At 65.4% G+C, this 21,841-nt stretch carries 24 protein-coding genes; 15 read left to right on the top strand and 9 right to left on the bottom strand.

Going from position 1 to position 21,841, the window contains the following annotated elements; translation table 11 throughout:
- On the bottom strand, positions 1-1,269 hold the full coding sequence (gene purD / locus P9A17_RS12895; protein ID WP_278039035.1) for a phosphoribosylamine--glycine ligase: 1,269 nt from the start codon (positions 1,267-1,269) through the stop codon (positions 1-3).
- A 115-nt stretch (positions 1,270-1,384) separates the two neighbouring features.
- On the opposite strand from purD, the gene P9A17_RS12890 reads away from it, so the two are divergent.
- Genes P9A17_RS12890 through P9A17_RS12875 form a run of 4 tightly spaced genes read left to right on the top strand, consistent with a single transcriptional unit; the run spans position 1,385 to position 4,905 of the window.
- A complete protein-coding gene (locus P9A17_RS12890; protein ID WP_278039034.1) occupies positions 1,385-2,617 on the top strand; it encodes a cytochrome P450 in 1,233 nt (410 codons plus the stop codon).
- 29 nt (positions 2,618-2,646) lie between these two features.
- Complete coding sequence (locus tag P9A17_RS12885; RefSeq protein WP_278039033.1) at positions 2,647-3,240, top strand: TetR/AcrR family transcriptional regulator; 594 nt, start codon at positions 2,647-2,649, stop codon at positions 3,238-3,240.
- A gap of 43 nt (positions 3,241-3,283) precedes the next feature.
- The gene (locus P9A17_RS12880; protein WP_278039032.1) at positions 3,284-4,477 is read left to right on the top strand and encodes an EspA/EspE family type VII secretion system effector; all 1,194 of its coding nucleotides are present in this window, start codon (positions 3,284-3,286) and stop codon (positions 4,475-4,477) included.
- Between the two features lie 2 nt (positions 4,478-4,479).
- A complete protein-coding gene (locus tag P9A17_RS12875) occupies positions 4,480-4,905 on the top strand; it encodes a hypothetical protein (protein ID WP_278039031.1) in 426 nt (141 codons plus the stop codon).
- A gap of 78 nt (positions 4,906-4,983) precedes the next feature.
- Here P9A17_RS12875 and P9A17_RS12870 read toward each other — a convergent pair whose 3' ends face one another.
- From P9A17_RS12870 to P9A17_RS12850, 5 genes are read right to left on the bottom strand one after another with little or no spacing between them, the layout of a single operon-like run.
- The gene (locus P9A17_RS12870) at positions 4,984-6,210 is read right to left on the bottom strand and encodes a hypothetical protein (RefSeq protein ID WP_278039030.1); all 1,227 of its coding nucleotides are present in this window, start codon (positions 6,208-6,210) and stop codon (positions 4,984-4,986) included.
- Entirely contained in the window at positions 6,207-6,641 is a 435-nt protein-coding gene (locus P9A17_RS12865; RefSeq protein WP_278039029.1) for a carboxymuconolactone decarboxylase family protein, read from the bottom strand. Before P9A17_RS12865 ends, P9A17_RS12870 begins: the two co-directional genes overlap by 4 nt.
- Positions 6,642-6,646: 5 nt before the next feature.
- On the bottom strand, positions 6,647-7,510 hold the full coding sequence (locus P9A17_RS12860; protein ID WP_278039028.1) for an NAD(P)-dependent oxidoreductase: 864 nt from the start codon (positions 7,508-7,510) through the stop codon (positions 6,647-6,649).
- Positions 7,511-7,538: 28 nt separating this feature from the next.
- The gene (locus tag P9A17_RS12855) at positions 7,539-8,300 is read right to left on the bottom strand and encodes an SDR family oxidoreductase (RefSeq protein ID WP_278039027.1); all 762 of its coding nucleotides are present in this window, start codon (positions 8,298-8,300) and stop codon (positions 7,539-7,541) included.
- 10 nt (positions 8,301-8,310) lie between these two features.
- Positions 8,311-9,780: an aldehyde dehydrogenase gene (locus tag P9A17_RS12850; RefSeq protein ID WP_278039026.1), complete on the bottom strand. Its 1,470-nt coding sequence runs from the start codon at positions 9,778-9,780 to the stop codon at positions 8,311-8,313.
- Positions 9,781-9,953: 173 nt separating this feature from the next.
- On the opposite strand from P9A17_RS12850, the gene P9A17_RS12845 reads away from it, so the two are divergent.
- The 9 genes from P9A17_RS12845 to P9A17_RS12805 all read left to right on the top strand — a co-directional run bounded on the left by P9A17_RS12845 (position 9,954) and on the right by P9A17_RS12805 (position 17,212).
- A complete protein-coding gene (locus P9A17_RS12845; RefSeq protein WP_278039025.1) occupies positions 9,954-10,550 on the top strand; it encodes a TetR/AcrR family transcriptional regulator in 597 nt (198 codons plus the stop codon).
- Entirely contained in the window at positions 10,547-11,752 is a 1,206-nt protein-coding gene (locus P9A17_RS12840) for a cytochrome P450 (RefSeq protein ID WP_278039024.1), read from the top strand. The genes P9A17_RS12845 and P9A17_RS12840 overlap by 4 nt, the downstream gene beginning before the upstream one ends.
- A gap of 10 nt (positions 11,753-11,762) precedes the next feature.
- Positions 11,763-12,587, top strand: a complete 825-nt coding sequence (locus P9A17_RS12835; protein WP_278039023.1) for an SDR family oxidoreductase — start codon at positions 11,763-11,765, stop codon at positions 12,585-12,587.
- Positions 12,584-13,942 carry a cytochrome P450 gene (locus tag P9A17_RS12830; protein ID WP_278039022.1) on the top strand — a complete coding sequence of 453 codons (1,359 nt, stop codon included), beginning with the start codon at positions 12,584-12,586 and terminating at the stop codon, positions 13,940-13,942. Before P9A17_RS12835 ends, P9A17_RS12830 begins: the two co-directional genes overlap by 4 nt.
- Positions 13,943-13,947: 5 nt before the next feature.
- Entirely contained in the window at positions 13,948-14,151 is a 204-nt protein-coding gene (locus P9A17_RS12825) for a ferredoxin (RefSeq protein WP_278039021.1), read from the top strand.
- Between the two features lie 9 nt (positions 14,152-14,160).
- Positions 14,161-14,700, top strand: a complete 540-nt coding sequence (locus P9A17_RS12820) for a nuclear transport factor 2 family protein (RefSeq protein ID WP_278039020.1) — start codon at positions 14,161-14,163, stop codon at positions 14,698-14,700.
- Between the two features lie 93 nt (positions 14,701-14,793).
- Positions 14,794-15,927 (top strand): NDMA-dependent alcohol dehydrogenase, encoded by a 1,134-nt coding sequence (locus P9A17_RS12815; RefSeq protein ID WP_278039019.1) that lies wholly within the window; start codon positions 14,794-14,796, stop codon positions 15,925-15,927.
- Complete coding sequence (locus P9A17_RS12810) at positions 15,928-16,362, top strand: nuclear transport factor 2 family protein (protein ID WP_278039836.1); 435 nt, start codon at positions 15,928-15,930, stop codon at positions 16,360-16,362.
- On the top strand, positions 16,358-17,212 hold the full coding sequence (locus P9A17_RS12805; RefSeq protein ID WP_278039835.1) for an SDR family oxidoreductase: 855 nt from the start codon (positions 16,358-16,360) through the stop codon (positions 17,210-17,212). The genes P9A17_RS12810 and P9A17_RS12805 overlap by 5 nt, the downstream gene beginning before the upstream one ends.
- Here the strand turns inward: P9A17_RS12805 and P9A17_RS12800 are convergent.
- Positions 17,205-18,851, bottom strand: a complete 1,647-nt coding sequence (locus P9A17_RS12800) for a long-chain-fatty-acid--CoA ligase (protein WP_278039018.1) — start codon at positions 18,849-18,851, stop codon at positions 17,205-17,207. The genes P9A17_RS12805 and P9A17_RS12800 overlap by 8 nt on opposite strands.
- 40 nt (positions 18,852-18,891) lie before the next feature.
- Between P9A17_RS12800 and P9A17_RS12795 the strand changes: the two genes are divergently transcribed.
- Both P9A17_RS12795 and P9A17_RS12790 read left to right on the top strand, forming a co-directional pair.
- Positions 18,892-19,191: a hypothetical protein gene (locus P9A17_RS12795; protein WP_278039017.1), complete on the top strand. Its 300-nt coding sequence runs from the start codon at positions 18,892-18,894 to the stop codon at positions 19,189-19,191.
- A gap of 13 nt (positions 19,192-19,204) precedes the next feature.
- The gene (locus P9A17_RS12790) at positions 19,205-19,609 is read left to right on the top strand and encodes an HIT family protein (RefSeq protein WP_278039016.1); all 405 of its coding nucleotides are present in this window, start codon (positions 19,205-19,207) and stop codon (positions 19,607-19,609) included.
- Here the strand turns inward: P9A17_RS12790 and P9A17_RS12785 are convergent.
- Both P9A17_RS12785 and P9A17_RS12780 read right to left on the bottom strand, forming a co-directional pair.
- Positions 19,581-21,146 carry a HAMP domain-containing sensor histidine kinase gene (locus P9A17_RS12785; RefSeq protein WP_278039015.1) on the bottom strand — a complete coding sequence of 522 codons (1,566 nt, stop codon included), beginning with the start codon at positions 21,144-21,146 and terminating at the stop codon, positions 19,581-19,583. The genes P9A17_RS12790 and P9A17_RS12785 overlap by 29 nt on opposite strands.
- Positions 21,124-21,840: a response regulator transcription factor gene (locus tag P9A17_RS12780; RefSeq protein WP_278039014.1), complete on the bottom strand. Its 717-nt coding sequence runs from the start codon at positions 21,838-21,840 to the stop codon at positions 21,124-21,126. Before P9A17_RS12780 ends, P9A17_RS12785 begins: the two co-directional genes overlap by 23 nt.
- Position 21,841: the final 1 nt, after the last annotated feature.

Below are 21,841 nucleotides of genomic sequence, written 5' to 3'. Positions count from 1 at the left end.
TCAGAGCGAGATCCGCCCCTCCGCTGCCGCCTGCCCGATGTCATGACGAAAGTGACTGCCGGGCAACCGGATCGAGCCCATGATGGCGTACGCGTCCTCGCGTGCGGCAGCGAGATCATCGCCGACACCGACGACGGACAGCACCCGGCCACCGGACGAGACGACGCTTCCGTCGTCGCGGCGGGTGGTGCCGGCGTGCAGGACGTTCGCGGCGTCGGCGCCGTGGATGACGTCGCCGACGCGTGGCCGGCCGGGATAGTTCTCGGCCGCCAGCACGACCGTGACGGCGGAGCCGTCGCGCCACTGCAGCGCGGGCTGGGCGGCGAGCTCTCCAGTGGCGGCGGCGCGGAGTAGCTGGCCCAGCGGCGACTCCAGGAGCGCGAGCACCGCCTGGGTCTCGGGATCGCCGAAGCGGCAGTTGAATTCGACGACGGCCGGGCCGTTGGAGGTGATCGCCAGGCCCGCATACAGCAGACCGGAGAAGGAGCTGCCGCGTCGGACGAGTTCGGCGGCAACGGGTTTCACGACCTCGTCGACGATGCGCTGCGTCACCGCATGGGACAGCCACGGCAGCGGCGTGTAGGCGCCCATGCCGCCGGTGTTCGGCCCGGTGTCGCCGTCGCCGACCCGCTTGAAGTCCTGCGCCGGCAGCAACGGCACGACGGTCTCGCCGTCGACGACGCAGAACAGTGACACCTCGGGCCCGTCGAGGAACGACTCGAGCAGAACGGGGTGGCCCGCGTCGAGCAGGCCGGCTGCGTGAGCGCGGGCGGTGTCGCGGTCGGTGGTGACGACGACGCCTTTGCCTGCGGCCAGGCCGTCGTCCTTGACCACCCACGCAGCTTGGTCGGCGGGTGGGCCGAAGCGGTCCAGAGCGGCGTCGAGGTGAGCGGGGTTGTCGACGATCTCGCTGCCCGCGGTGCGGACGCCGGCCTCGGTCATGACGTCTTTGGCGAACGATTTGGAGCCCTCGATGCGGGCCGCGTCCTTGGTGGGGCCGAAGCAGTCGATGCCCGCGGCGCGCACGGCGTCGGCGACGCCGAGTACGAGCGGAACCTCGGGTCCGATGACGACGAGGTCGGCACCGAGTCGTTTCGCCAGCGCGACGACGGCGTCACCGGAGGTCACGTCGACGTCGTATTGGTCGGCGACCGAGGATGTGCCTGCGTTGCCGGGCGCCACGGACAGCGCGTCGACCTCCGGGTCTCGGCGCAGCGCGAGCAGCAGCGCGTGTTCACGGGCTCCGGATCCAACTACCAGGACGTGCACAGGCGTCAACCCTAGTGGGTGCACCATGCACGGCCACACTTTGTCGGCCATACATCTTGACGCACACGTGTATGGTCAGTGAGGAGTGCCGTACGTCACAGAGGAGGGAATCTCGATGACCCAGACCGCCGCCTGTCCGTTTCTTCCCGAGGGTTATGACTTCACCGACCCCGACGTGCTGCTCAAAGGCATCCCTGTCACCGAGTTCGCCGAACTGCGCAAGACGGCGCCGGTGTGGTGGAACGCGCAGGAGGAGTCGATCTTCAGCGACGGCGGCTACTGGGTGATCTCCCGGCACGAGGACATCAAATCGATCTCCCGCAACAACGCACTGTGGTCCACCAACGCCAAGGGCGCGGTGATGCGACTGCCCGACGGCGTCACGGCCGAGCAGTTGGACTTGACCAAGGCGCTGCTGATCAACCACGACGCCCCCGAACACACCCGCCTGCGCAAGATCGTGTCGCGACTGTTCACCCCGCGCGCCATCGGCGGCATGGAGGACAAGCTCGCCACGGCCGCGCGTGAGATCGTGCGCACCGCCGCCGAGAAGGACAGCGGCAACTTCGTGGACGACGTCGCGATGACGCTGCCGCTGCTGGCCATCGCCGATCTGATCGGCGTGCCGGAGGACGACCGGGAAAAGCTCTTTCACTGGACCAACGCCATCATGAACACCGACGACCCGGACTTCGACTCCGATCCGACGACGGCGAACGCGGAGCTGATGGGTTACGCCTACACCATGGCCGAGGACCGGCGCCGCTGTCCGGCCGACGACATCGTCACCAAGCTCATCCAGGCGGACATCGACGGAGAAGCGATGGGCGAGGTCGAGTTCGCGTTCTTCGTGATCCTGCTCGCGGTGGCCGGCAACGAGACCACCCGCAACGCGATGACCCACGGCATGAACGCGTTCTTCGAGAACCCCGACCAATGGGAGCTGTTCAAGCGGGAACGCCCCGAGACCGCGATCGACGAGATCATCCGGTGGGCCACGCCGGTGCACTGCTTCCAGCGCACGGCCCTGGAGGACGTCGAGGTCGGCGGGGTGACGGTGCGGAAGGGCCAGCGCGTCGGCTTGTTCTACAGTTCGGCGAACTTCGACGAGGACGTCTTCGACGACCCGTTCACCTTCGACATCCTGCGAAACCCCAATCCACACTTGGCTTTCGGCGGCAACGGCGCGCACTTCTGCATCGGCGCAAACCTGGCCCGCATGGAGATCAAGTTGATGTTCAACGAGATCGCCGACCAGATCCCCGACATCTCGAAGCTCGCCGAACCGCAGCGGCTCCGATCGGGCTGGATCAACGGCGTGAAAGACCTGCAGGTCTCCTACAAGTAGCCCCGGCCTGGGTGGCCTATGGTTCCTTCGTGCGCACCCACGGTTGGTCCGGGGCCAAACCGGCCTCCGACGAGGAGGCTGTCGCTCGCATCCTCGAGGCTGCGGGCAAGGCCATCGAGGAACGCGGCGCCGACTTCAGCATTTCCGACGTGGCGCGAACGGTGGGCGTCACCCGTCAGACGGTGTACCGGTACTTCTCCAGCACCGAGGCTCTACTGGTCGCGGCGGCGGTGCACGCCGTGGATGGTTTTCTCGAGCGGCTCACCGCACGCATGGCGGGCATCACCGACCCCACGGACGCGGTGACCGAGGCGGTCGCCACCGCGCTGGAGTGGCTACCCCGTGAGAAGTACATCGGCCTGATCATGGTCCCCGGCGGGTCGACGCACGTGCAGTCGGTGACATCGGACATCGCGCTGCGCTTCGCGCGGGACATGGTGGGCCGCCTCGATGTCGACTGGGCGGCAATCGGGTTCGACGACGCCGATCTCGCGCAGCTCTCCGAGCATCTTCTGCGCACCATCCAGTCATTCGTGATCGATCCCGGCCGTCCGCCGCGGCACGGCCCCGCGTTGCGTGAGTATCTGCGCCGATGGGTCGGTAACGCGGTTCTGCCGCGCTGAATTGCCGCGCAGGGGTCCACCCGCCCGGATTTAAGCTGGACGAGTGAGTGCACTGGGGGGATTCCTGTCGACGTGGTCGCAGGCCCGCACCACATTCGGGGAGGGCATACCCGAGTCGGGGTCGGCGTTCGACAACAGTTCTGCGCTACGCCAACTGGAGGCTGACACGCGGTCCGCGGCCGCCGGGCAACTGTGGAGTGGCGCCGCGGCGGACGCCTACGGCGACAAAAATGCGCGGCATGCACGCAGTCTCGGCCAGCTGGCTGAGCTCGACGTACGCATCGGTGTGGAAGTGGATCGTTCTGCCGCCGTGGTCGCCCAGGGGCGCCGCCAGCTCGATTCGGTAAAGGATTGGGTGGTGGCCGCCGCTGCCTCGGTACCGGATTGCACTGGCCGAGAACAGATGTTGCTGCCGATAGTCGCGAAGGGCAGCATTGAGGTCGCCGACATCGTGACCTCGTCCAATGGTGAACTCGCCACGATCGCGGAGCGCATTCGCACGCTCGGCACCGAGTACTCCGCGCTGGGCGGGGCAGGCGAACCGATGCAGGGCAATCCGCCGCCCGTGGACCCGCTCGACGAGATACTGCGCAAGTACCAGGTTTCTGAAGACCCTGACGGGACCCGCGAGTGGGAACCGCCCTGGCCGTTCAACATGATGACCGACCCCAAACACGTCACCGCCGCCGAGGCCCGCATCCTCGACGACCTCTCTCCGCTGGAGATGCGGGACATGGACCAGATCAAGGAAGCCGCCGAGGTCGAGGCGAAGGTGCGGTTCCCACCACAGAACGGTGCCGACGACACCGCCGACAATCACACCGACGCATTTCGCCACACCTACTGGAATGCGTTGATGACGCAGCGATTCGGCGAGCAGTGGACACGGGAGTTCGCGACGGCCCACGAGCGGCTGCCGAAGAATCCGGCCACCGCGGAGGCGATGGATCTCTACAACAACGAGCTAGGCCGCCAGATCGCGGTGAACAATCCCGACTCCACCCCAGCAGAACTCGCCGATCTCGTCGAGCAATCGGTCAACGAAGGCGACACGGTCGTCATCGCACCCGGCGGTGAGCGGCTCGCCTGGAGCGACACCATCGCCCTCGGCGATGCCGGAACAACCACGGCTGCAACGGTTCCGGGGCTCGCGCCGATGCCGGCGGGCGCAGGTCCGGGCGGGATCTACGATCCCGGCCAGCCGGGTGGCTACGGCACGTCGGCGGGAGGCTACTGAACATGGCTCGGCACCTACTCTGCGTGCTACTGATCATTCTTGCTGTGACGGGCTGCTCGATGCTGAGGGGATCGATGGACATCGACTACAACGACCAGCGCCTCAACGCAGGACTGGAGCGCGTGCTCAGCACGGGTGAGCCGGCCCGGCTGCGCGACCTGACGTCTTGGGAATGGGACGAGGTACACCTGTTTCACGAGTTCAGCGACCGGGAGTTCATCGAAGAAACCGTCGGCGCGCCCGTCATCAAAGCCGACATCTACAACTCGAAGGCCAGCCTGCTCGTCTTCGAGAAGGACGGATCTCCGGTCAAGGCCGCGGGCATCAGCGGTGACTACCTGCGTGGGGCCGGCCACGAAGTCACGTGGAATGCCGAGGTCGTCGCCCGACCCCTGGGCAAGGGGTTCGTGGAGCTCTCGCCCGCATAGTAAGAAGACCCCGCGAGTGCACGAATTCTGATAGGAATCAGCAGATTTCCATCAGAAACCGTGCATTCGCGATCAAACTCAAACCACGGTCAGCGGCAGTGACTTCCTATCCTCGAACACCCAGGATGCGCCGCCGCTGAACTCCGTCACCTCGACCTCCGAGAGCTTCTTCGCGGCGGTGTCGGTCTCGATGAACCGCACAGTCCAATCCGTTTCCGTGCCCGAGACTTCCGCACGCAGATGCGGATCCACTGCCTGCGCGATGGCCTGCAGCGGTGCGTCCGAGACCGGGGAGATCAGTGAGATCCACGACTCGTCCTCGTAGGCCGGTGACCGGCGAACATGCACGAATCCAGGATCGACATCGGCGAAGACATACGCCGCCGGATTCAGCAGCGGGTGCAATTCGAGGACCCGCAGCGCACCCTTGGTGTCGCTCGACAGCTTGAGCGCCTTGTGAATTCGCCCGGCAGCGACGCCCGCGATACCGATCAGCTGCTTGGTCCGGATGGACCGGGCCAGCGCGGCATCGTCCTTGGCCCGCTTCTCGACAGCGATCTGGAACGACTTGACCAGCAGATGCATCTGCAGGCAGACCTCGTCCGCGATCCGGACGAGCGCCGAATGCGAGAAGGCGCCGAAGTCGACGTCGGCGAGCAGGTCACCCGAATAGTCGGCATTGCCTTCGTCATTGGGATCGATTGGGTCGAGCTCGCACGAGTGGGCGTGGGTGGCTGCGACGATGTCCATCTCCGGGATGAAGGGGACCTCTGGGTAGGACTCGTCGATGATCACCGTCCACCGGCAGTGCGGATGCTGATCGGACGGCGTCCTCGGTGGCCGGTGCACGGGCCGGACCTGCGCCTTGCGGTTGGTGGCCAACGCTGTCGCGTCGAATGTCGGGTCCTCGATGTCGTGGCACATGCCCTTGACGTAGTCCTCGCCCATCGGCTCCACGTCCAGGAGGGCGCCACAGTGGTCGAGATAGAACTCGCCGTGCCAGCGGTCGTGCACGATGTAGCGGAAGTCCATGAACTGCGGCGGGGCGCCGATGTCGAGCTGCAGACCCTTGAAGAGGGTGAAGATGTCGACGCCTTCGTACTTGAGCGCCTTCTGCATGCGCTTCGTGTAGAGCGGGCTCGACGCGGCCCATTCCTCGATCGCGATCTGCAGCATCTCTTCGCGGCCGAACGACGAGATACACCAGGCCATCCCGGACCGGTCGATCAACTGACCAATGAGCAATAGCTCGGGCACCAGCGTGGCCAGTTCCTCACGCGACAGCGCGGCGTACCTGCTCATCACGACTTGTCCCCGGAGTGCATCTGAACCGCCGCATCGACGTTGGCCTTCTTGTCCTCATCCTCGCCGCGCTCGGCCGCCTTCTTGCGCTTCTTGATCACCTTGCTGACCGCCCCGTCGAACTTGGAGCCGAGCGGGAAGCCCAGGTACTGCGTCAGGAAGACCGCCATCTCCTTGAGTTCGTCGCCGGTGATCTCCGCGTTGTGCATCGCAGCATTGGCCTGGATTTCCGCGAGGGCGTCGTTGCCCAGTGCCGCAACGGCGGTCAGCGTCATGATGCGCTTGTCCCGCATCGACAATCCCGGCCTGTTCCAGATCGTTCCGAAGAGGTGGTCGACGGTGAGGTCGAAGTACGGGTCGCCCTCGATGTTGGGCATCTCCCAGCCGTAGACCTCGTTCATCTTGTCAAGGCCTTTGCGGCGCAGCTCATCCATGCTGGTTACTCCTTCGTCGACGAAGACGTGTGTGGCACACCGAGTCCGGCGGCCAGATCTCGCAACGCTATCTGCGCCAAGGGCAGTTCGACCCCGGCCGCCTCACCCATCGCGAGCGCCAGTCCGAGGTCCTTTTCGGCCAGTCCGCGGGTGTGGACGAACATGTCGTGCAGGAAGTGATCCTTCGCGAGTGGCTTGGTGTCATCGCGATACATGATCGCGCCGGGTCCGCCGCTCTGGGCGTCGCTGTGACGGACTACACGTCCGAGCTTCTGCAGGTCGATGCCCGCGGCCTCGGCCAGCCGCTGAGCCTCGCAGGCCGCGGTGAACCCGATGTACGTCAGCATGTTGCGGGCAATCTTCATCCTGGTCCCGGCACCCGGCTCACCGGCGCGCACCACCATCGACGCCCACTTCTTGAACACCGGCTTGACGAGTTCATAGGCCTCGTCGTCGGCCCCGACCATCACGGCCAGCTCGCCCTTGTCCGCGGCTCCCGCTCCCCCGCTGACTGGCGCGTCGACGATCCGAACACCCTTAGGCCGCAGTTGCTCTGCTAGTTCGGGAGCGGTTCCCGGCTCGATCGTCGAGTGGATCGCGATGACGGTGCCCGGCTTGGAGTGCTCGCCGAGCTCGGTGACGACGTCACGGACCTGCGCATCGTTGAGGACGGTGACGCTGATGACATCGGCCGCGGCAACGTCAGCGACACTGTCCGCCAGACTCGCCCCCAGCTCCGCAAGCGGCGTCATGGCTTCGGTGCGCACGTCGAAGACGACGAGCCCGCCCGGCCAGTCGGCGAGACGCTTTGCCATCGGCGCGCCCTGGTTGCCCAGGCCGATGTACCCCAGCTTCAGCTCTGTACTCACGGCACTCTCTTCTTCGCGCAAGCGCTCATCAGCGGATGATCTGTCCGCCGTCGACATTGAAGACCTGCCCGGTCACCCACTTCGCCTGATCGGACAGCAGGAACAGGCACATGCCGGTCAGATCGTCCACTTCGCCCATGCGCGACAACGGGATTCCCTTGACGATGTCGGCCACCATCTCCTGCGGCGTCGTCGTCCGGTTGGCCTCGGTGTCGATCGGCCCCGGCGCGATCGCATTGACGCGGATGTTCTGGCCGCCGAGTTCGGTGGCCAGCTGCTGGGTCAGGCTGTTGACGCCCGCCTTGGCCAGTCCGTAGAAGTTCGAGTACAGCCACGCCGCCGTCGACGACTGGTTGACGATCGCGCCGCCGCCGCGCTTGGCCATCTTGCGATACACCGCGCGGGTGCAGACGAGCGCGCCATCGAGGTTCACGCTCATGAACTTCTTGTAGTAGTCCCAGTCGACCGTGATCAGGAAGTCCAGCTTCATCCCGCCGAAGATCGCAGCGTTGTTGACCAGGTAGTCGATGCCGCCGAACTCCGAAAGTGCCTGCGCGGCCATCTCCTTGGCCGAGTCGATGTCGGACACGTCGACACGGACGGCGAGCGCGTCGCCGCCCTCACCTTTGATGCCGTCGGCGACCTTCTGCGCTCCCTCGAGATTGATGTCGGCGACGACGACGGCCGCGCCCTCCCGTGCCAGCGATTCGGCATACGCCTGGCCGATGCCACCGCCGGCACCGGTGACGATGGCCACCTTCTCCTTGAACTGATCGCCGTAGAGGCTCACTGATGTCTCCTTAACCTGCCGCTGTCGCAATGGCTTTGATCTCGAGGTACTCCTCGAAACCCGCGAGCCCCATCTCCCGGCCGATGCCGGATTGCTTGTAACCGCCGAACGGCATGTCCGCCGAGTACCAGACACCGCCGTTGATGTTCACGGTGCCGACGCGCAACCGGGCGGCAACCGCGTTGGCACGGTCGAGGTCCGGCGAGAACACGGTGCCGGACAGCCCGTACGGCGAGTCGTTGGCGATGCGCACCGCGTCGTCGTCCCCGTCGTGGGCGATGACCGTCAGAACGGGACCGAAAATCTCCTCGCGCGCCACCTTGGCGTTGTTGTCCAGGCCTGCGATGACCGTTGGCTCGATGAAGAACCCGGTGTCGCGGTCGGCGGGACGTCCACCGCCGCAGGCGAATGTGCCACCCTCGGCGATCGCCGAGTCCAGGTAGTCCTGGATCCGATCACGTTGCCGCGCCGAAATGACCGGTCCGCAGATGGTGCCCGGCTTGGTCGGGTCGCCGGGCTTGAGGCCGCCCATCGTGGCTGCGGCCGCTTCGACGGCGGCGTCGTAGCTCGCCCGCGGCACCACGAGCCGCGTGGTGATCGCGCAACCCTGCCCGGCGTGCATCGACGCGGTGAAGGCCGCCATCGAGCACGCACCGGCGAGGTCGGCGTCGTCGAGCACCAGGAAGGCCGACTTGCCGCCGAGTTCCAGGAACACCTTCTTCAGCGTGGCCGAACCGTCGGCCATCACGGCGCGGCCGGTATTCGTCGAGCCGGTGAACGAAACCATGTCCACCCGAGGGTCTTTCGACAACATCGCGCCCACACCATGGTCACTGGAGGTGATGATGTTGACGACGCCGGCCGGGAAGTCGGTGTGCTCGGTGATCAGCTCACCGAGGACGGCCGCCGCCCACGGGGTGTCGGGAGCGGGCTTGAGCACCAACGTGTTTCCGGCCGCCAGTGCGGGGCCGACCTTGGCGAGGTTGATCTGGTGCGGGAAGTTCCACGGTGTGATCGCGCCGACGACGCCGATGGCCTCGCGGGCGACGGTGCGCTGGGTCTTGATCCCCATCGGCGACGCGATCCCGAGATCGCGACTCCACTGGTAGGACTCGGCGGTGTCGGCACAGAAGCTCAGATCCTCGACGGGCCCTTCGAGCTGCGCGGCCGACGTCAGCATCCGCGGCGCACCGACCTCGGAAATGGTCAGCTCACGCAGATCCTCGACGTTGCTGCGCATCGCCTCCTGCAGCTGACGGATGCAGCGCACCCGCAGTTCCGCGTTGGTCGACCAGTCCGTCTCGTCGAAGCTGCGCCGGGCCGCGTCGATCGCCGCGCTCATGTCGTCGGCGCTCGCGTCCGCGGCGACACCGAGCGTCTCTTCGGTGGCGGGATTGATGGTGGGAAACGTGCCCGAGCTTCCGGTCACGAGCTTGCCGTCGATGAGCAACTTGCTCTCGCGATCGGCCAGTAAAGACATCCGACCTCCTGTGTCTGAGTTCTGGACAACTGTCCGACGATTCCTTCGAACCATAGCCTCACACATCGCCGCCAGGCAAGGATGGTATCGAATGCTCGCGCCATAACTGCAGTTGAAATGCATCTTTTCTTCGATGCTTGCTTGCAGGGTGCACCGTCCGATAACTTGGACATGTGTCCAGTGATGCTGTTGCCGCGCTCACGCCCGAGTCGGAGCAACCGCCGCGTAACCGCCGGCAGGAAGAGACGTTCCGCAAGGTTCTCGCCGCCGGTCTGGAAATGCTGCGCGAGTCGTCATACGCCGATCTGACCGTGCGCGCGGTCGCCGCGAGGGCCAAGGTCGCCCCCGCCACCGCCTACACCTATTTCTCGTCGAAGAACCATCTGATCGCCGAGATCTACCTGAACCTGATGCAGCAGGTCGACTACTTCACCGACGTCAACGACAGCACGGCCACCCGGGTCGAGCAGACCCTGCGCAGCATGGCGCTGATGGTCGCCGACGAGCCGGAGGTCGCTGCCGCCTGCACGACAGCCCTGTTGTCGGGCAACGACCCGGCGGTGCGTTCCGTCCGCGAGCGCATCGGCAGCGAGATCCACAAGCGCATCCGCGCGGCCGTCGGCCCCGATCCGGATCCGCGCACGCTGGCCGCACTCGAGATGACGTTCTTCGGCGCGCTGGTCAACGCAGGCAGCGGCGCTTTCACGTACCACCAGATCGCCGACCGACTCTCCTATGTGGTCGGACTCATCGTCGGGGAGGACCGATGACCATCAGCGAAGTAGGGCTCGATCCCTACAACTACGACTTCCACGAAGACCCGTATCCGTATTACAAGCGGCTGCGTGACGAGGCCCCGCTGTACCGCAACGACGAGCTCGGGTTCTGGGCGCTGTCGCGTCACCGCGACGTGCTCCAGGGTTTCCGCAACAGCACCACGCTGTCCAACAAGTTCGGCGTCTCGCTCGACCCCGCCTCGCGCGGCCCGCACGCATCGAAGACGATGTCTTTCCTCGCCATGGACGACCCCGACCACCTGCGGCTGCGCACGCTGGTCTCGAAAGGGTTCACGCCCAGGCGTATTCGCGAGCTGGAGCCCAGGGTGACCGAGATCGCGGTCCAGCATCTCGACACGATGCTGGAGATGGCGAAAGACGGCTCGGTCGACTATGTCGACGAGTTCGCGGGCAAGCTGCCGATGGATGTCATCTCCGAACTGATGGGTGTGCCCGAAGTCGACCGTGTGCAGGTGCGCGCCTGGGCCGATGCGGTGATGCACCGCGAGGAGGGCGTCACCGACGTTCCGGATACGGCGATCGAGGCCTCGCTGAACCTGATTGTCTACTACCAAGAGATGGTCAAGGAACGCCGTAAGGCACTCACCGACGATCTGACCTCGGCGCTATTGGAAGCCGAGATCGACGGGGACCGTCTCACCGATGACGAGATCATCGGCTTCATGTTCCTGATGGTGATCGCCGGCAACGAGACGACCACCAAACTGCTTGCCAACGCCGCGTTCTGGGGTCATCGCAACCCCGACCAGCTGGCCCCGGTGTACGACGATCTCGACCGCATTCCGCTGTGGGTCGAGGAAACGCTCCGCTACGACACGTCGAGCCAGATCCTGGCCCGCACGGTCGCAGGCGAGTTGGAGCTCTACGACACCGTCATCCCCGACGGCGACGTACTGCTGCTGCTCCCGGGATCGGCCCACCGCGACGAGCGGGCCTTCGAGAATCCCGACGACTTCGTCATCGGCCGGGAAATCGGTTCTAAGCTCCAAAGTTTCGGCAGCGGCGCCCACTTCTGCCTCGGCGCGCACCTCGCACGCATGGAGGCCCGGGTCGCGCTGGCCGAGTTGTTCAAGCGAATCCGCGGATACGAGGTCGACGAGGACAGCGCCGTCCGCGTCCACTCCAGCAATGTCCGCGGATTCGCTCACCTTCCGATTTCCGTCCAGGTCCGCTGAAAGGCCAGGAATGCCACGCTTTGCACCTCTACCCGACCGCCGTCCCGCCCTGGTCGCAGGCGCCTCCTCCGGTATCGGTGAGGCGACCGCGATCAGGTTGGCCCGCAACGGTTTCCCTGTTGCGCTCGGCGCTCGCCGGGTCGAGAAGCTCAACGAGATCGTCGACAAGATCCGCGCCGACGGTGGCGAGGCCATCCCGGTGCATCTCGACGTCACCGACCCCGATTCGGTGAAAGCCGCCGTCGAACAGACCACCGCCGAACTCGGCGACATCGAAGTTCTGGTCGCCGGCGCCGGCGACACCTACTTCGGCAAGCTCGACGCGATCAGCACCGAGCAGTTCGAATCGCAGGTGCAGATCCACCTGATCGGCGCCAACCGCGTCGCCTCGGCCGTCCTGCCCGGCATGATCGAGCGCCAGCGCGGCGACCTGATCTTCGTGGGATCCGATGTGTCACTGCGGCAACGGCCGCACATGGGCGCCTACGGGGCGGCCAAGGCGGCGCTCGTCGCGATGGTCAACAACTATCAGATGGAACTCGAAGGCACCGGCGTGCGCGCATCGATCGTGCATCCCGGGCCGACGAAGACGTCGATGGGGTGGAGCCTGCCCGCCGATCTGATCGGTCCCGCCCTTGAGGACTGGGCCAAGTGGGGTCAGGCCCGCCATGACTACTTCCTCCGCGCAGACGATCTCGCCCGCGCCATCACGTTCGTCGCCGAAACCCCCCGCGGGGGTTTCATCGCCAACATGGAACTCCAGCCCGAGGCTCCGTTGGCGACGACCAAAGAACGCCAACAGCTCAAGGTCGATGAGGAGGCCCTCAACCAATGACGACTGCCATAGTCCCCCGCGTCTCCGGTGGCGAAGAAGAGGAACACGGCCACCTCGAAGAGTTCCGCACCGACCCGATCGGCCTGATGAAGCGTGTCCGCGAGGAGTGCGGGGACGTCGGCTGGTTCCAGCTGGCCGACAAGCAGGTCGTGATGCTCTACGGCGCCGAGGCCAACGAGTTCTTCTTCCGCTCCAACGACAGCGAGCTCAATCAGGCCGAGGCCTACCCCTTCATGACGCCGATCTTCGGTGAGGGCGTGGTCTTCGATGCCGACCCGGAGCGCCGGGCCGAGATGCTGCACAACACCGCGCTGCGCGGCGAACAGATGAAGGGCCACGCCTCGACCATCGAGAACGAGGTCAAGAAGATCATCGCCGACTGGGGCGACGAGGGCGAGATCGAACTGCTCGAGTTCTTCTCCGAGTTGACCATCTACACATCGACGGCGTGCCTGATCGGGCTGAAGTTCCGCGAACAGCTCGACAACCGGTTCGCGCACTACTACCACCAGTTGGAGCGCGGAACCGACCCGCTCTGCTACGTCGACCCGTACCTCGACATCGAGAGCTTCCGGATCCGCGACGAGTCGCGCGTGAAACTCGTTGCGCTGGTTCAGGAGATCATGGACGGGCGGATAGCCAACCCGCCCAAGGGCAAAGAGGATCGCGACCTGCTCGACGTGTTGGTGTCGATCAAGGACGACGAAGGCAATCCCCGCTTCTCGGCCAACGAGGTCACCGGCATGTTCATCTCGCTGATGTTCGCCGGCCACCACACCAGCTCAGGCACGTCGGCGTGGACGCTCATCGAGCTGATCCGTCACGCCGACACCTACGCCGCGGTGCGGAACGAGCTCGACGAGCTCTACGCCGATGGCCAGGAGGTGAGTTTCCATGCGCTGCGCCAGATTCCGAAGCTCGACAATGTCGTCAAGGAAACGCTGCGCCTGCACCCGCCGCTGATCATCCTGATGCGCGTCGCCCAGGATGAGTTCGAGGTGAAGGGTCTGCCGATCCACAAGGGCGACTTCGTCGCCGCCTCGCCGGCGATCTCCAACCGGATCCCCGAGGACTTCCCCGACCCGGACGCGTTCAACCCGGACCGGTACAACAAGCCCGAGCAGGCCGACATCGCCAACCGGTGGACGTGGATTCCGTTCGGCGCGGGCAAGCACCGCTGCGTCGGAGCCGCGTTCGCGCAGATGCAGATCAAGGCCATCTTCTCGGTTCTGTTGCGCGAGTACGAGTTCGAGATGGCTCAGCCGCCGGAGAGCTACCACAACGATCACTCCAAGATGGTCGTGCAGCTGGCCCAGCCGGCGAAGGTCAAGTACCGCAAGCGAGTTCAGGCGTAACGCCTATGGGCTGCTACCGCGTCGAGCTTGACGAAGACCTGTGCCAGGGGCACGCGATGTGCGAGCTGGAGGCGCCCGACGTCTTCAAGGTGCCCAAGCGCGGCGTCGTCGAGATCCTCGACGCCGAACCACCCGACGAGCTCCGCGACGCCGTGGAGATGGCTGTCGACATGTGTCCCACCCGAGCACTTTCCATCACCGAGAAATAAGGAGTGACAATGGCGTCAAGAGAAGCACTTGAAGACTGGGTCGAGCGCTGGCTCAAGGCCAACCGGGACGCCGAAGAAGCCGGCGACTGGAAGCCGATGGCGGAGTTCTACACCGAAGACGCCACCTACGGCTGGAACATCGGCCCCAAGGAAGACGTCATGTGCGTCAACAGGGACGAGATCCGCGACGTCGCGCTGGGCCTTGAGATGGAAGGCCTGGAAAACTGGGTCTACGAATATCAGAAGACGTTGATCGACGAGAAGCAGAACGAGATCGTCGGCTTCTGGAAGCAGATCGCCAACAAGAGCGACGGCAGCCGCGACGAGATCTACGGCATCGGCGGCAGCTGGTTCCGTTTGAACGACGACCTGCTGATCGAGTGGCAGCGCGACTTCTTCGACTTCGGCCACGTGCAGAAGGCGTTCATGAAATTGATCGAATCCGGGGACCTGACCCCGACCATGCAGAAGCGCATCGAGCGGTCGCTGGCGGGCGAGAAATTGCCCGGTTACTACCCGCTCGGCGAGGCTCCCGTTCCCATTTGGTAATCGCACCACCAAGCAGTTGCTTGGGGAGGCTGTGATGTGGCTAACTAGAGCCTCTAGTCTTACAACTAGAGGCTCTAGTCGAAAGCAGGAGAAATGAAGACCAAAGGCGCCCTGATCTGGGAATTCAACCAGCCGTGGTCGATCGAGGAGATCGAGATCGGCGACCCCGTCAAGGACGAGGTCAAGATCCAGATGGAAGCGTCGGGCATGTGCCATTCCGACCACCACCTGGTCACCGGCGACATCCCGATGGCTGGTTTCCCGGTGCTGGGCGGCCACGAGGGCGCCGGCGTCGTCACCGAGGTCGGCCCCGGCGTGGAAGGTATCGAGCCGGGCGACCACGTCGTCCTGTCGTTCATCCCATCGTGTGGCGCGTGCCCGTCCTGTCAGGCCGGCCTGCGCAACCTCTGCGACCTCGGAGCGATGCTGCTCCAGGGCACCGCGGTTTCTGACAACACCCACCGCATCCACGCGTCCAAGGACGGCACACCGGTCATCCCGATGACGCTGCTGGGCACCTTCAGCCCGTACATGGTCGTGCACAAGAGCTCGGTCGTGAAGATCGACCCGTCCATCCCGTTCGAGGTCGCCTGCCTCGTCGGCTGCGGCGTCACCACCGGCTACGGCTCCGCGGTGCGCAGCGCCGACGTCCGCCCGGGTGATGATGTCGTCATCGCCGGCATCGGCGGCGTCGGCATGGGCGCCCTGCAGGGCGCTCTGAATGCCGGTGCCCGCAACATCTTCGCCATCGACCCGGTGGAGTGGAAGCGCGATCAGGCCCTCAAGTTCGGCGCCACCCACGCCTACCCCGACATCTTCTCCGCCATGGGCGGCGTCGCCGAGGTCACGCAGGGCCGGATGGCCGCCAAGACCATCATCACCACCGGCGAGCTGCACGGCGAAGAGATCGACAACTACCTCAACATCACCGCCAAGGGCGGCACCTGCGTCGTGACCGCGGTCGCGAACATGGCCAGCGCGGATGTGAAGCTGAACCTGTCGATGCTGACGCTGCTGCAGAAGAACCTGCAGGGCACCATCTTCGGTGGCGGCAACCCGCATCACGACATCCCGCAGCTGCTGTCGATGTACAAGGCCGGCCGCCTCAATCTCGACGACATGGTCACCCGGCAGTACAAGCTGGAGCAGATCAACGACGGCTACAAGGACATGTTGGAAGGCCGCAACATCCGCGGCGTCATCCGCTACACCGACGCCGATCGGTAGATCGTGACCACGGCAGAGGACTTGTCGCCGGTCGTTGCGGCATCGCGGAACTCGTGGGCCTGCGTGCAGGCCGGTGACCGGGAGGGCTGGCTGGCCCTGATGGCCGACGACGTCCTCGTCGAGGACCCGATCGGGGAGGCCGTCACCAACCCCGACGGCACAGGCGTGCGCGGAAAAGAGGCCTTGGGCGCCTTTTTCGACACCAACATCGGACCGAACCAGCTCCGCATCACCTGTGAAGAGACGTTTCCGTCGAGCAGTCCGACGGAGATCGCCTACATCCTGATCCTGGAGACCACGTTCCCGAACGGGTTCGTCGCGACGGTGCGCGGTGTGTTCACCTACCGCGTCGACGACGCCGGGCTGATCACGAACCTGCGTGGCTTCTGGAACATGGACGCGATGAAGTTCTCCGAGGTGGAGAAGAAGGATTAGCTCGTCTCTCGCCGGCCGCGCGGCTGTCGTCGTCGGCGGCACCCGCGGGGTCGGCTTGGAGGTTGCCCGGTTGCTGAGCTCGCTCGGCGCCGGTGTCATCGTCAACGGTCGGGACGAGGTGGCGGCCAACCAAGCTGCACAAGAGATCCCGGGAGCGATCGCGTTCCCCGGCTCACCAGCCGATCCCGCGGTGGCCGACGCGCTGATCGACCGCTGCGTCGGTGAGTTCGGCCGCATCGACATCCTGGTCAACTGCGCAGGCACCGCCGAGCCGGTCGGATCGTCGATCCTCAATGTGACCAGTGCGCAGTTTCGTGGCCTGCTCGACGCGCACCTGCTGACTGCGTTCGAGACGTGCCGAGCTGTCGCACCGCGGATGGTCGCACAGGGCGGCGGTGCGATCGTCAACACCAGTTCGTTTGCGTTCCTTGGCGATTACGGCGGGACGGGCTACCCGGCGGGCAAGGGCGGCGTCAACAGCCTGACGCTGGCGATCGCGGCCGAACTGAAGGAACACGGGGTTCGCGCGAACGTGGTGTGCCCGGGCGCGAAGACGCGGTTGTCGACGGGTGCGGACTACGAGAACCACATCACCGAGCTCAACAAGCGCGGCCTGCTCGACGATGTCAGCTTCCAGGGAGCCCTGGATGCCGCTCCCCCGCACTACGTCGCACCCACCTACGCGTACCTCGCCAGCGACCTGGCAAACGACGTCACCGGCCAGATCTTCATCGCGGCAGGCGGATTCGTCGGCCGGTTCGATCGCCAGTCACCGTCCATCGTCGCCTATCGCGGCCACGACGACGAGCCACCGTGGACCATCGACGAGATCGCGGCGCAGGTCAGGTAGTCGGCAGCTGGTGATCGCGGTACTGCTCGCGCAGTTTCAGCTTGAGCACCTTGCCCGTCGCGGTGTGCGGGAGTTCGTCGACGAACACCACGTCGTCGGGTAGCCACCACTTGACGACTTCACCGGAGAGGTATTCCAGTACGTCTTCACGACTTACGTTGTGTCCCTGGCGCGCAACGGCGAGGAGCAGAGGGCGCTCCTGCCACTTCGGATGCGGCACCCCGATGACAGCGGCTTCGGCGATCGCGGGGTGACCCATCGCAGCATTCTCCAGGTCGATCGAACTCACCCACTCGCCACCTGATTTGATGACGTCCTTGGCCCGATCCACCAGCTGGAGGTAGCCGTCTGGGTCGATCGTCGCGACGTCACCGGTCGGGAAGAAGCCCTCGGCATCGAGCTTGTCGCCACCCTCACCCTTGAAGTATCCGCTGGCGATCCACGGGCCACGCACCCAAACTTCCCCGAAAGCCTTACCGTCCCAAGGGAGGCGGTGCCCGTCGTCGTCGACGATCTTGAGCTCGACGCCCCAGACACCACGGCCCTGTTTCAACCTGATGAGGTGCTTCTGCGCGTTGTCCAAGCCTTCGTGCTTGGGCAGGGTCCGGCCGAGCACGCACAGTGGGCTGGTCTCTGTCATCCCCCAGCCCTGGATCGCGTCGGCGCCGAAGTCTCGCTCGAATCGCTGAATCATCGACAGCGGCAACGCCGATCCGCCGGTCCCTGCGAACTCCAGACCCAATTCGTGCGGGTCGATCTCGGGGTGCTCGTCGAGGTAGGCGAACAACATCATCCACACCGTCGGCACGCCCTGCGTCTGGTTGACCCGCTCGGATTTCATCAACGCGTACACGGATTCACCGTCGAGATGAGGGCCGGGCATCACCAGAGTCGCACCGACCATCGCGGCCGAGTACGGCGTCCCCCACGCGTTGGCGTGGAACATCGGCACCACGAGCAGAATCCTTGAGCCGCTGTGGATGTCGTTCTTGTCGCGCGCCGCGGCCATCAAAGTGTGCAACATCGTCGAACGATGGGAGTACAACACACCTTTGGGATTGCCAGTGGTGCCCGAGGTGTAGCACAGCGACGACGCGCTGCGTTCGTCGAACTCGGGCCAGTCGTAGTGGGTGGACTGCTTCCCGATCAGTTCGTCCCAGCACATCAACCGGTCGGCGGGGACACCGGGGACCTCGGGCATGTGCGCACGGTCGGTCATGACGACGAACGTCTCGACCGTCTCCAACTCCGCCGCCAGCTGGCTGACCAACGGCGCAAAGGTGATGTCCAAGAACAACACCCGGTCCTCGGCATGATTGACGATGTATGTGATCTGCTCGGGAAACAGCCGCGGATTGACGGTGTGCATGATCGCCCCGGAACCCGAGACCCCGAAGTACAGCGCGAGGTGCCGGTCACTGTTCCAGGCAAGGGTCGCGATCCGGTCACCCGGTTCGACACCGAGTTCGGCGAGCGCATTGGCCACCTGTCTCGATCGATCGCGGACTTCGCGCCACGTGGTGCGGCGGGTCGACCCCTCAGGCAGCCGCGACACGAGTTCGGTGTCTCCGTGGAATGCCGCCGCGTGCTCGATCAGCGAGGAGATCATCAGCGGGCGGTCCTGCATCAATCCCAGCATCTCGCCAGGCTAACCACGCCGACCGCGGTAGCGTCGATGAATGCCGACCACGAAGCGTCCTGTCGCCGCACTGATGGCCGCTGCGTTGCTGCCGGCAGCGCTGCTCACCGCAGCACCGCCAGCCTCCGCCGGCTGCCTCTATGGCGGGCCCGTTCTCGGCAAATGCGACGGACCGATCCAGCCCGACGGATTATGGGAACGGTGCGTGACGCACGCCCAGTACGTCCCTTCCGGCCTTGGTTCGCACCTGATTCCGGTCAAGAACTGCATGTTCATCGGACCCGCGAACCTTCCGGCCGATCCGAACTTCGCGGACCCTCCGGTTCATATCGCCCCCTAGTAGCCTGTCCGGCATGGCGACCATCTTCACGAAGATCATCAATGGCGAGATCCCCGGACGGTTCGTCTACGAGGACGACGACATCGTCGCGTTCCTGACGATCGCGCCGATGACGCAGGGCCACACCCTGGTCGTGCCGCGCGCCGAGATCGACAACTGGCAGGACATCGAGCCCGCGGTGTTCGCCCGCGTCATGGAGGTCTCGCAGCTGATCGGCAAGGCGGTGTGCAAGGCGTTCAACACCGAACGCTCCGGCGTCATCATCGCCGGGCTTGAGGTGCCGCACCTGCACGTGCACGTCTTCCCTGCGCGCGATCTGTCCGACTTCGGGTTCGCGAACGTCGACCAGAATCCGTCGCCGGAATCACTCGACGAAGCCCAGTCGAAGATTAAGGACGCGCTGGCGCAGCTGCGCTGACGGGGATCGCGGCCGGCTCCTCGGATGAGCGCTCCTCGGCTGCATCCGCAAAGCGCGGCAGTCTCACCGTGAACCGGCACCCGCAGCCGGGCGCCGTCGTCACGCTGACCTTTCCGCCGTGCGCGTAGACCAGCGAGTCGACGATCGACAGTCCCAGACCCGTGCCGCCGGTGTCCCGGGCACGGGAGGTGTCTGCGCGGTAGAACCTTTCGAACACACGCTGGGCATCCTCGGCGGTCATGCCTGGCCCTTCGTCGCACACCTCGACCACAGTGTTGTCGTCGTCGGTGCCGACGCGGACGGTGACGCCGGCGGACTCGGGGGTGTGCTGCAGCGCGTTGGCGACCAGGTTGGACAGCACCTGCCGCAACCGTGCCTCGTCACCGAGAACTTCTGGGGTTCCGGGTCCGTCGAAGACCTCCATCCGGATCCGCCGCTTGGGCGCGACGGACTGCGCGTCATGGACGGTGTCGCTGGCGAGCGCCAGCAAGTCGACGCGATGGTGCTCCAAAGGACGCTGTGCGTCGAGACGGGCGAGCAGGAGCAGGTCCTCGACGAGCAGACCCATTCGGCGCGACTCACTTTCGATCCGCCCCATCAGCATCTCGACATCCCGTGCGGCACCCTGCCGGTAGAGCTCGGCGAATCCGCGGATCGTCGTCAGCGGAGTGCGGAGTTCGTGGCTGGCGTCGGTGATGAAGCGCCGCATGCGGTCCTCGGAGCTGCGGGCCTGTTCGGCCGACGACTCCGACGACGCCATCGCGCGCTGGATCTGGGCGAGCATTCCGTTGAGCGCCAACGAGAGTCGGCCGACCTCGGTGCGCGGGTCGCGTTCGGGGACGCGGCGATCCAACTGACCGGAGGCGATCGCGGCGGCGGTCTGCTCGACTTCGGAGAGCGGACGCAGGCTGCGGTGCACGACCGCGTAGCCGACGATGCCCAGCACCAGAAGCACGGCCGCACCGATGCCGAGCTGCGTGTAGACCAGGGAGCGCATCGTCGACTTCACATCGGACAGGTCGATCGCGACCGTCGTGAGTTCGCCCCGCAGGCCGCGCACCGTCATGGCGCGCCACTGCTCGTCGGGGTGGGTCACCGAGCCGACGGTGACGGGCACCGGACCCACATCGTTGTCGGCGGGCAGCGCCGGTTCGTGTTCGCGGTCGTTGACGGCCATCCACACGTGGCCGTCGGGGTCGATGCCACGGACGTAGAAATCAGACGGCGGTCTGGCCGGGTTGGGACCTTCGACTGGGGCGGAGGGCAGACGGCGCGGCACCTGGGCCCAGCCGCGTGATGCATCGAGGAGGGTGTCGTCGACTCGATTCATGAGGCTGTGCTGCATGATCGTCGTCACGGCGATGCCGGACGCCAGCAATCCGCACGCCACCAACAGCAGCGTGGCCGCGACGAGACCCACCCGGAGCGGGATGCCCCGTCTCAGACTCCTCGTGTCTCGTGCCACGCCACCATTGTTGCGCTCAGCCCCCGTACTCGGCTCTTCGCGCAAGCGCTCATCGGGGCTCACGAAGGACATAACCGACGCCCCTCAGGGTGTGCAGCAGTCGCTTGTCGCCGGTATCGATCTTGCGCCGCAGGTAAGACACGTAGGACTCGACGACGTTGACGTCGCCGCCGAAGTCGTAGCGCCACACGTGGTCGAGGATCTTCGGCTTCGACAGCACAGTGCCCGCGTTGATGATGAAGTACCGCAGCAGCGTGAACTCGGTGGGCGACAGCGAGACCGGCTCGCCCGCCTTCCACACCTCGTGCGTGTCCTCGTCGAGCTCGATGTCGGCGAACGTCAGCCGTGACGTGCGGGGCTCCTGCACACCTCCGCCGGAGCGGCGCAGGATCACGCGCAGCCGCGCGACGACTTCTTCCAGGCTGAACGGCTTGGTCACGTAATCGTCGCCGCCAAGCGTCAGACCTGCGATCTTGTCCTGCAGCGAGTCGCGCGCCGTCAAGAACAGGGCGGGTGCCTCGATGCCGTCGGCACGCAGCCGGCGCAGCAGCCCGAAGCCGTCCATGCCGGGCATCATTACGTCGAGAATGATCGCGTCCGGGCGCACTTCGCGGGCTTTGTCGAGGGCGGCGGGGCCGTTGGACGCGGTGTGGACTTCGAACCCTTGGAACTTGAGACTCACGGACAGCAGCTCGACGATGTTCGTCTCGTCGTCAACCACCAGCACTCGTGCCTCGGGAACGCTTTCCTGTACGGGCATGGCCATA

Origin of the sequence: Mycobacterium sp. 236(2023) (assembly GCF_029623955.1) — a bacterium.
Classification (GTDB): Bacteria; Actinomycetota; Actinomycetes; order Mycobacteriales; family Mycobacteriaceae; genus Mycobacterium.
The sequence above is the reverse complement of the archived record's forward strand: the minus strand, read 5'-3'. Positions and strand labels throughout refer to the sequence as shown.

Bases quoted from the DNA above. Each gene is read 5' to 3' on its own strand.
- P9A17_RS12865 (WP_278039029.1), bottom strand. From the start codon at position 6,641: ATGGATGAGCTGCGCCGCAAAGGCCTTGACAAGATGAACGAGGTCTAC.
- P9A17_RS12820 (WP_278039020.1), top strand. From the start codon at position 14,161: ATGGCGTCAAGAGAAGCACTTGAAGACTGGGTCGAGCGCTGGCTCAAG.
- P9A17_RS12875 (WP_278039031.1), top strand. From the start codon at position 4,480: ATGGCTCGGCACCTACTCTGCGTGCTACTGATCATTCTTGCTGTGACG.
- P9A17_RS12800 (WP_278039018.1), bottom strand. From the start codon at position 18,851: ATGCTGGGATTGATGCAGGACCGCCCGCTGATGATCTCCTCGCTGATC.
- P9A17_RS12780 (WP_278039014.1), bottom strand. From the start codon at position 21,840: ATGGCCATGCCCGTACAGGAAAGCGTTCCCGAGGCACGAGTGCTGGTG.
- P9A17_RS12815 (WP_278039019.1), top strand. From the start codon at position 14,794: ATGAAGACCAAAGGCGCCCTGATCTGGGAATTCAACCAGCCGTGGTCG.
- P9A17_RS12850 (WP_278039026.1), bottom strand. From the start codon at position 9,780: ATGTCTTTACTGGCCGATCGCGAGAGCAAGTTGCTCATCGACGGCAAG.
- P9A17_RS12825 (WP_278039021.1), top strand. From the start codon at position 13,948: ATGGGCTGCTACCGCGTCGAGCTTGACGAAGACCTGTGCCAGGGGCAC.
- P9A17_RS12890 (WP_278039034.1), top strand. From the start codon at position 1,385: ATGACCCAGACCGCCGCCTGTCCGTTTCTTCCCGAGGGTTATGACTTC.
- P9A17_RS12790 (WP_278039016.1), top strand. From the start codon at position 19,205: ATGGCGACCATCTTCACGAAGATCATCAATGGCGAGATCCCCGGACGG.
- P9A17_RS12795 (WP_278039017.1), top strand. From the start codon at position 18,892: ATGCCGACCACGAAGCGTCCTGTCGCCGCACTGATGGCCGCTGCGTTG.
- P9A17_RS12840 (WP_278039024.1), top strand. From the start codon at position 10,547: ATGACCATCAGCGAAGTAGGGCTCGATCCCTACAACTACGACTTCCAC.
- P9A17_RS12785 (WP_278039015.1), bottom strand. From the start codon at position 21,146: ATGTCCTTCGTGAGCCCCGATGAGCGCTTGCGCGAAGAGCCGAGTACG.
- P9A17_RS12835 (WP_278039023.1), top strand. From the start codon at position 11,763: ATGCCACGCTTTGCACCTCTACCCGACCGCCGTCCCGCCCTGGTCGCA.
- P9A17_RS12830 (WP_278039022.1), top strand. From the start codon at position 12,584: ATGACGACTGCCATAGTCCCCCGCGTCTCCGGTGGCGAAGAAGAGGAA.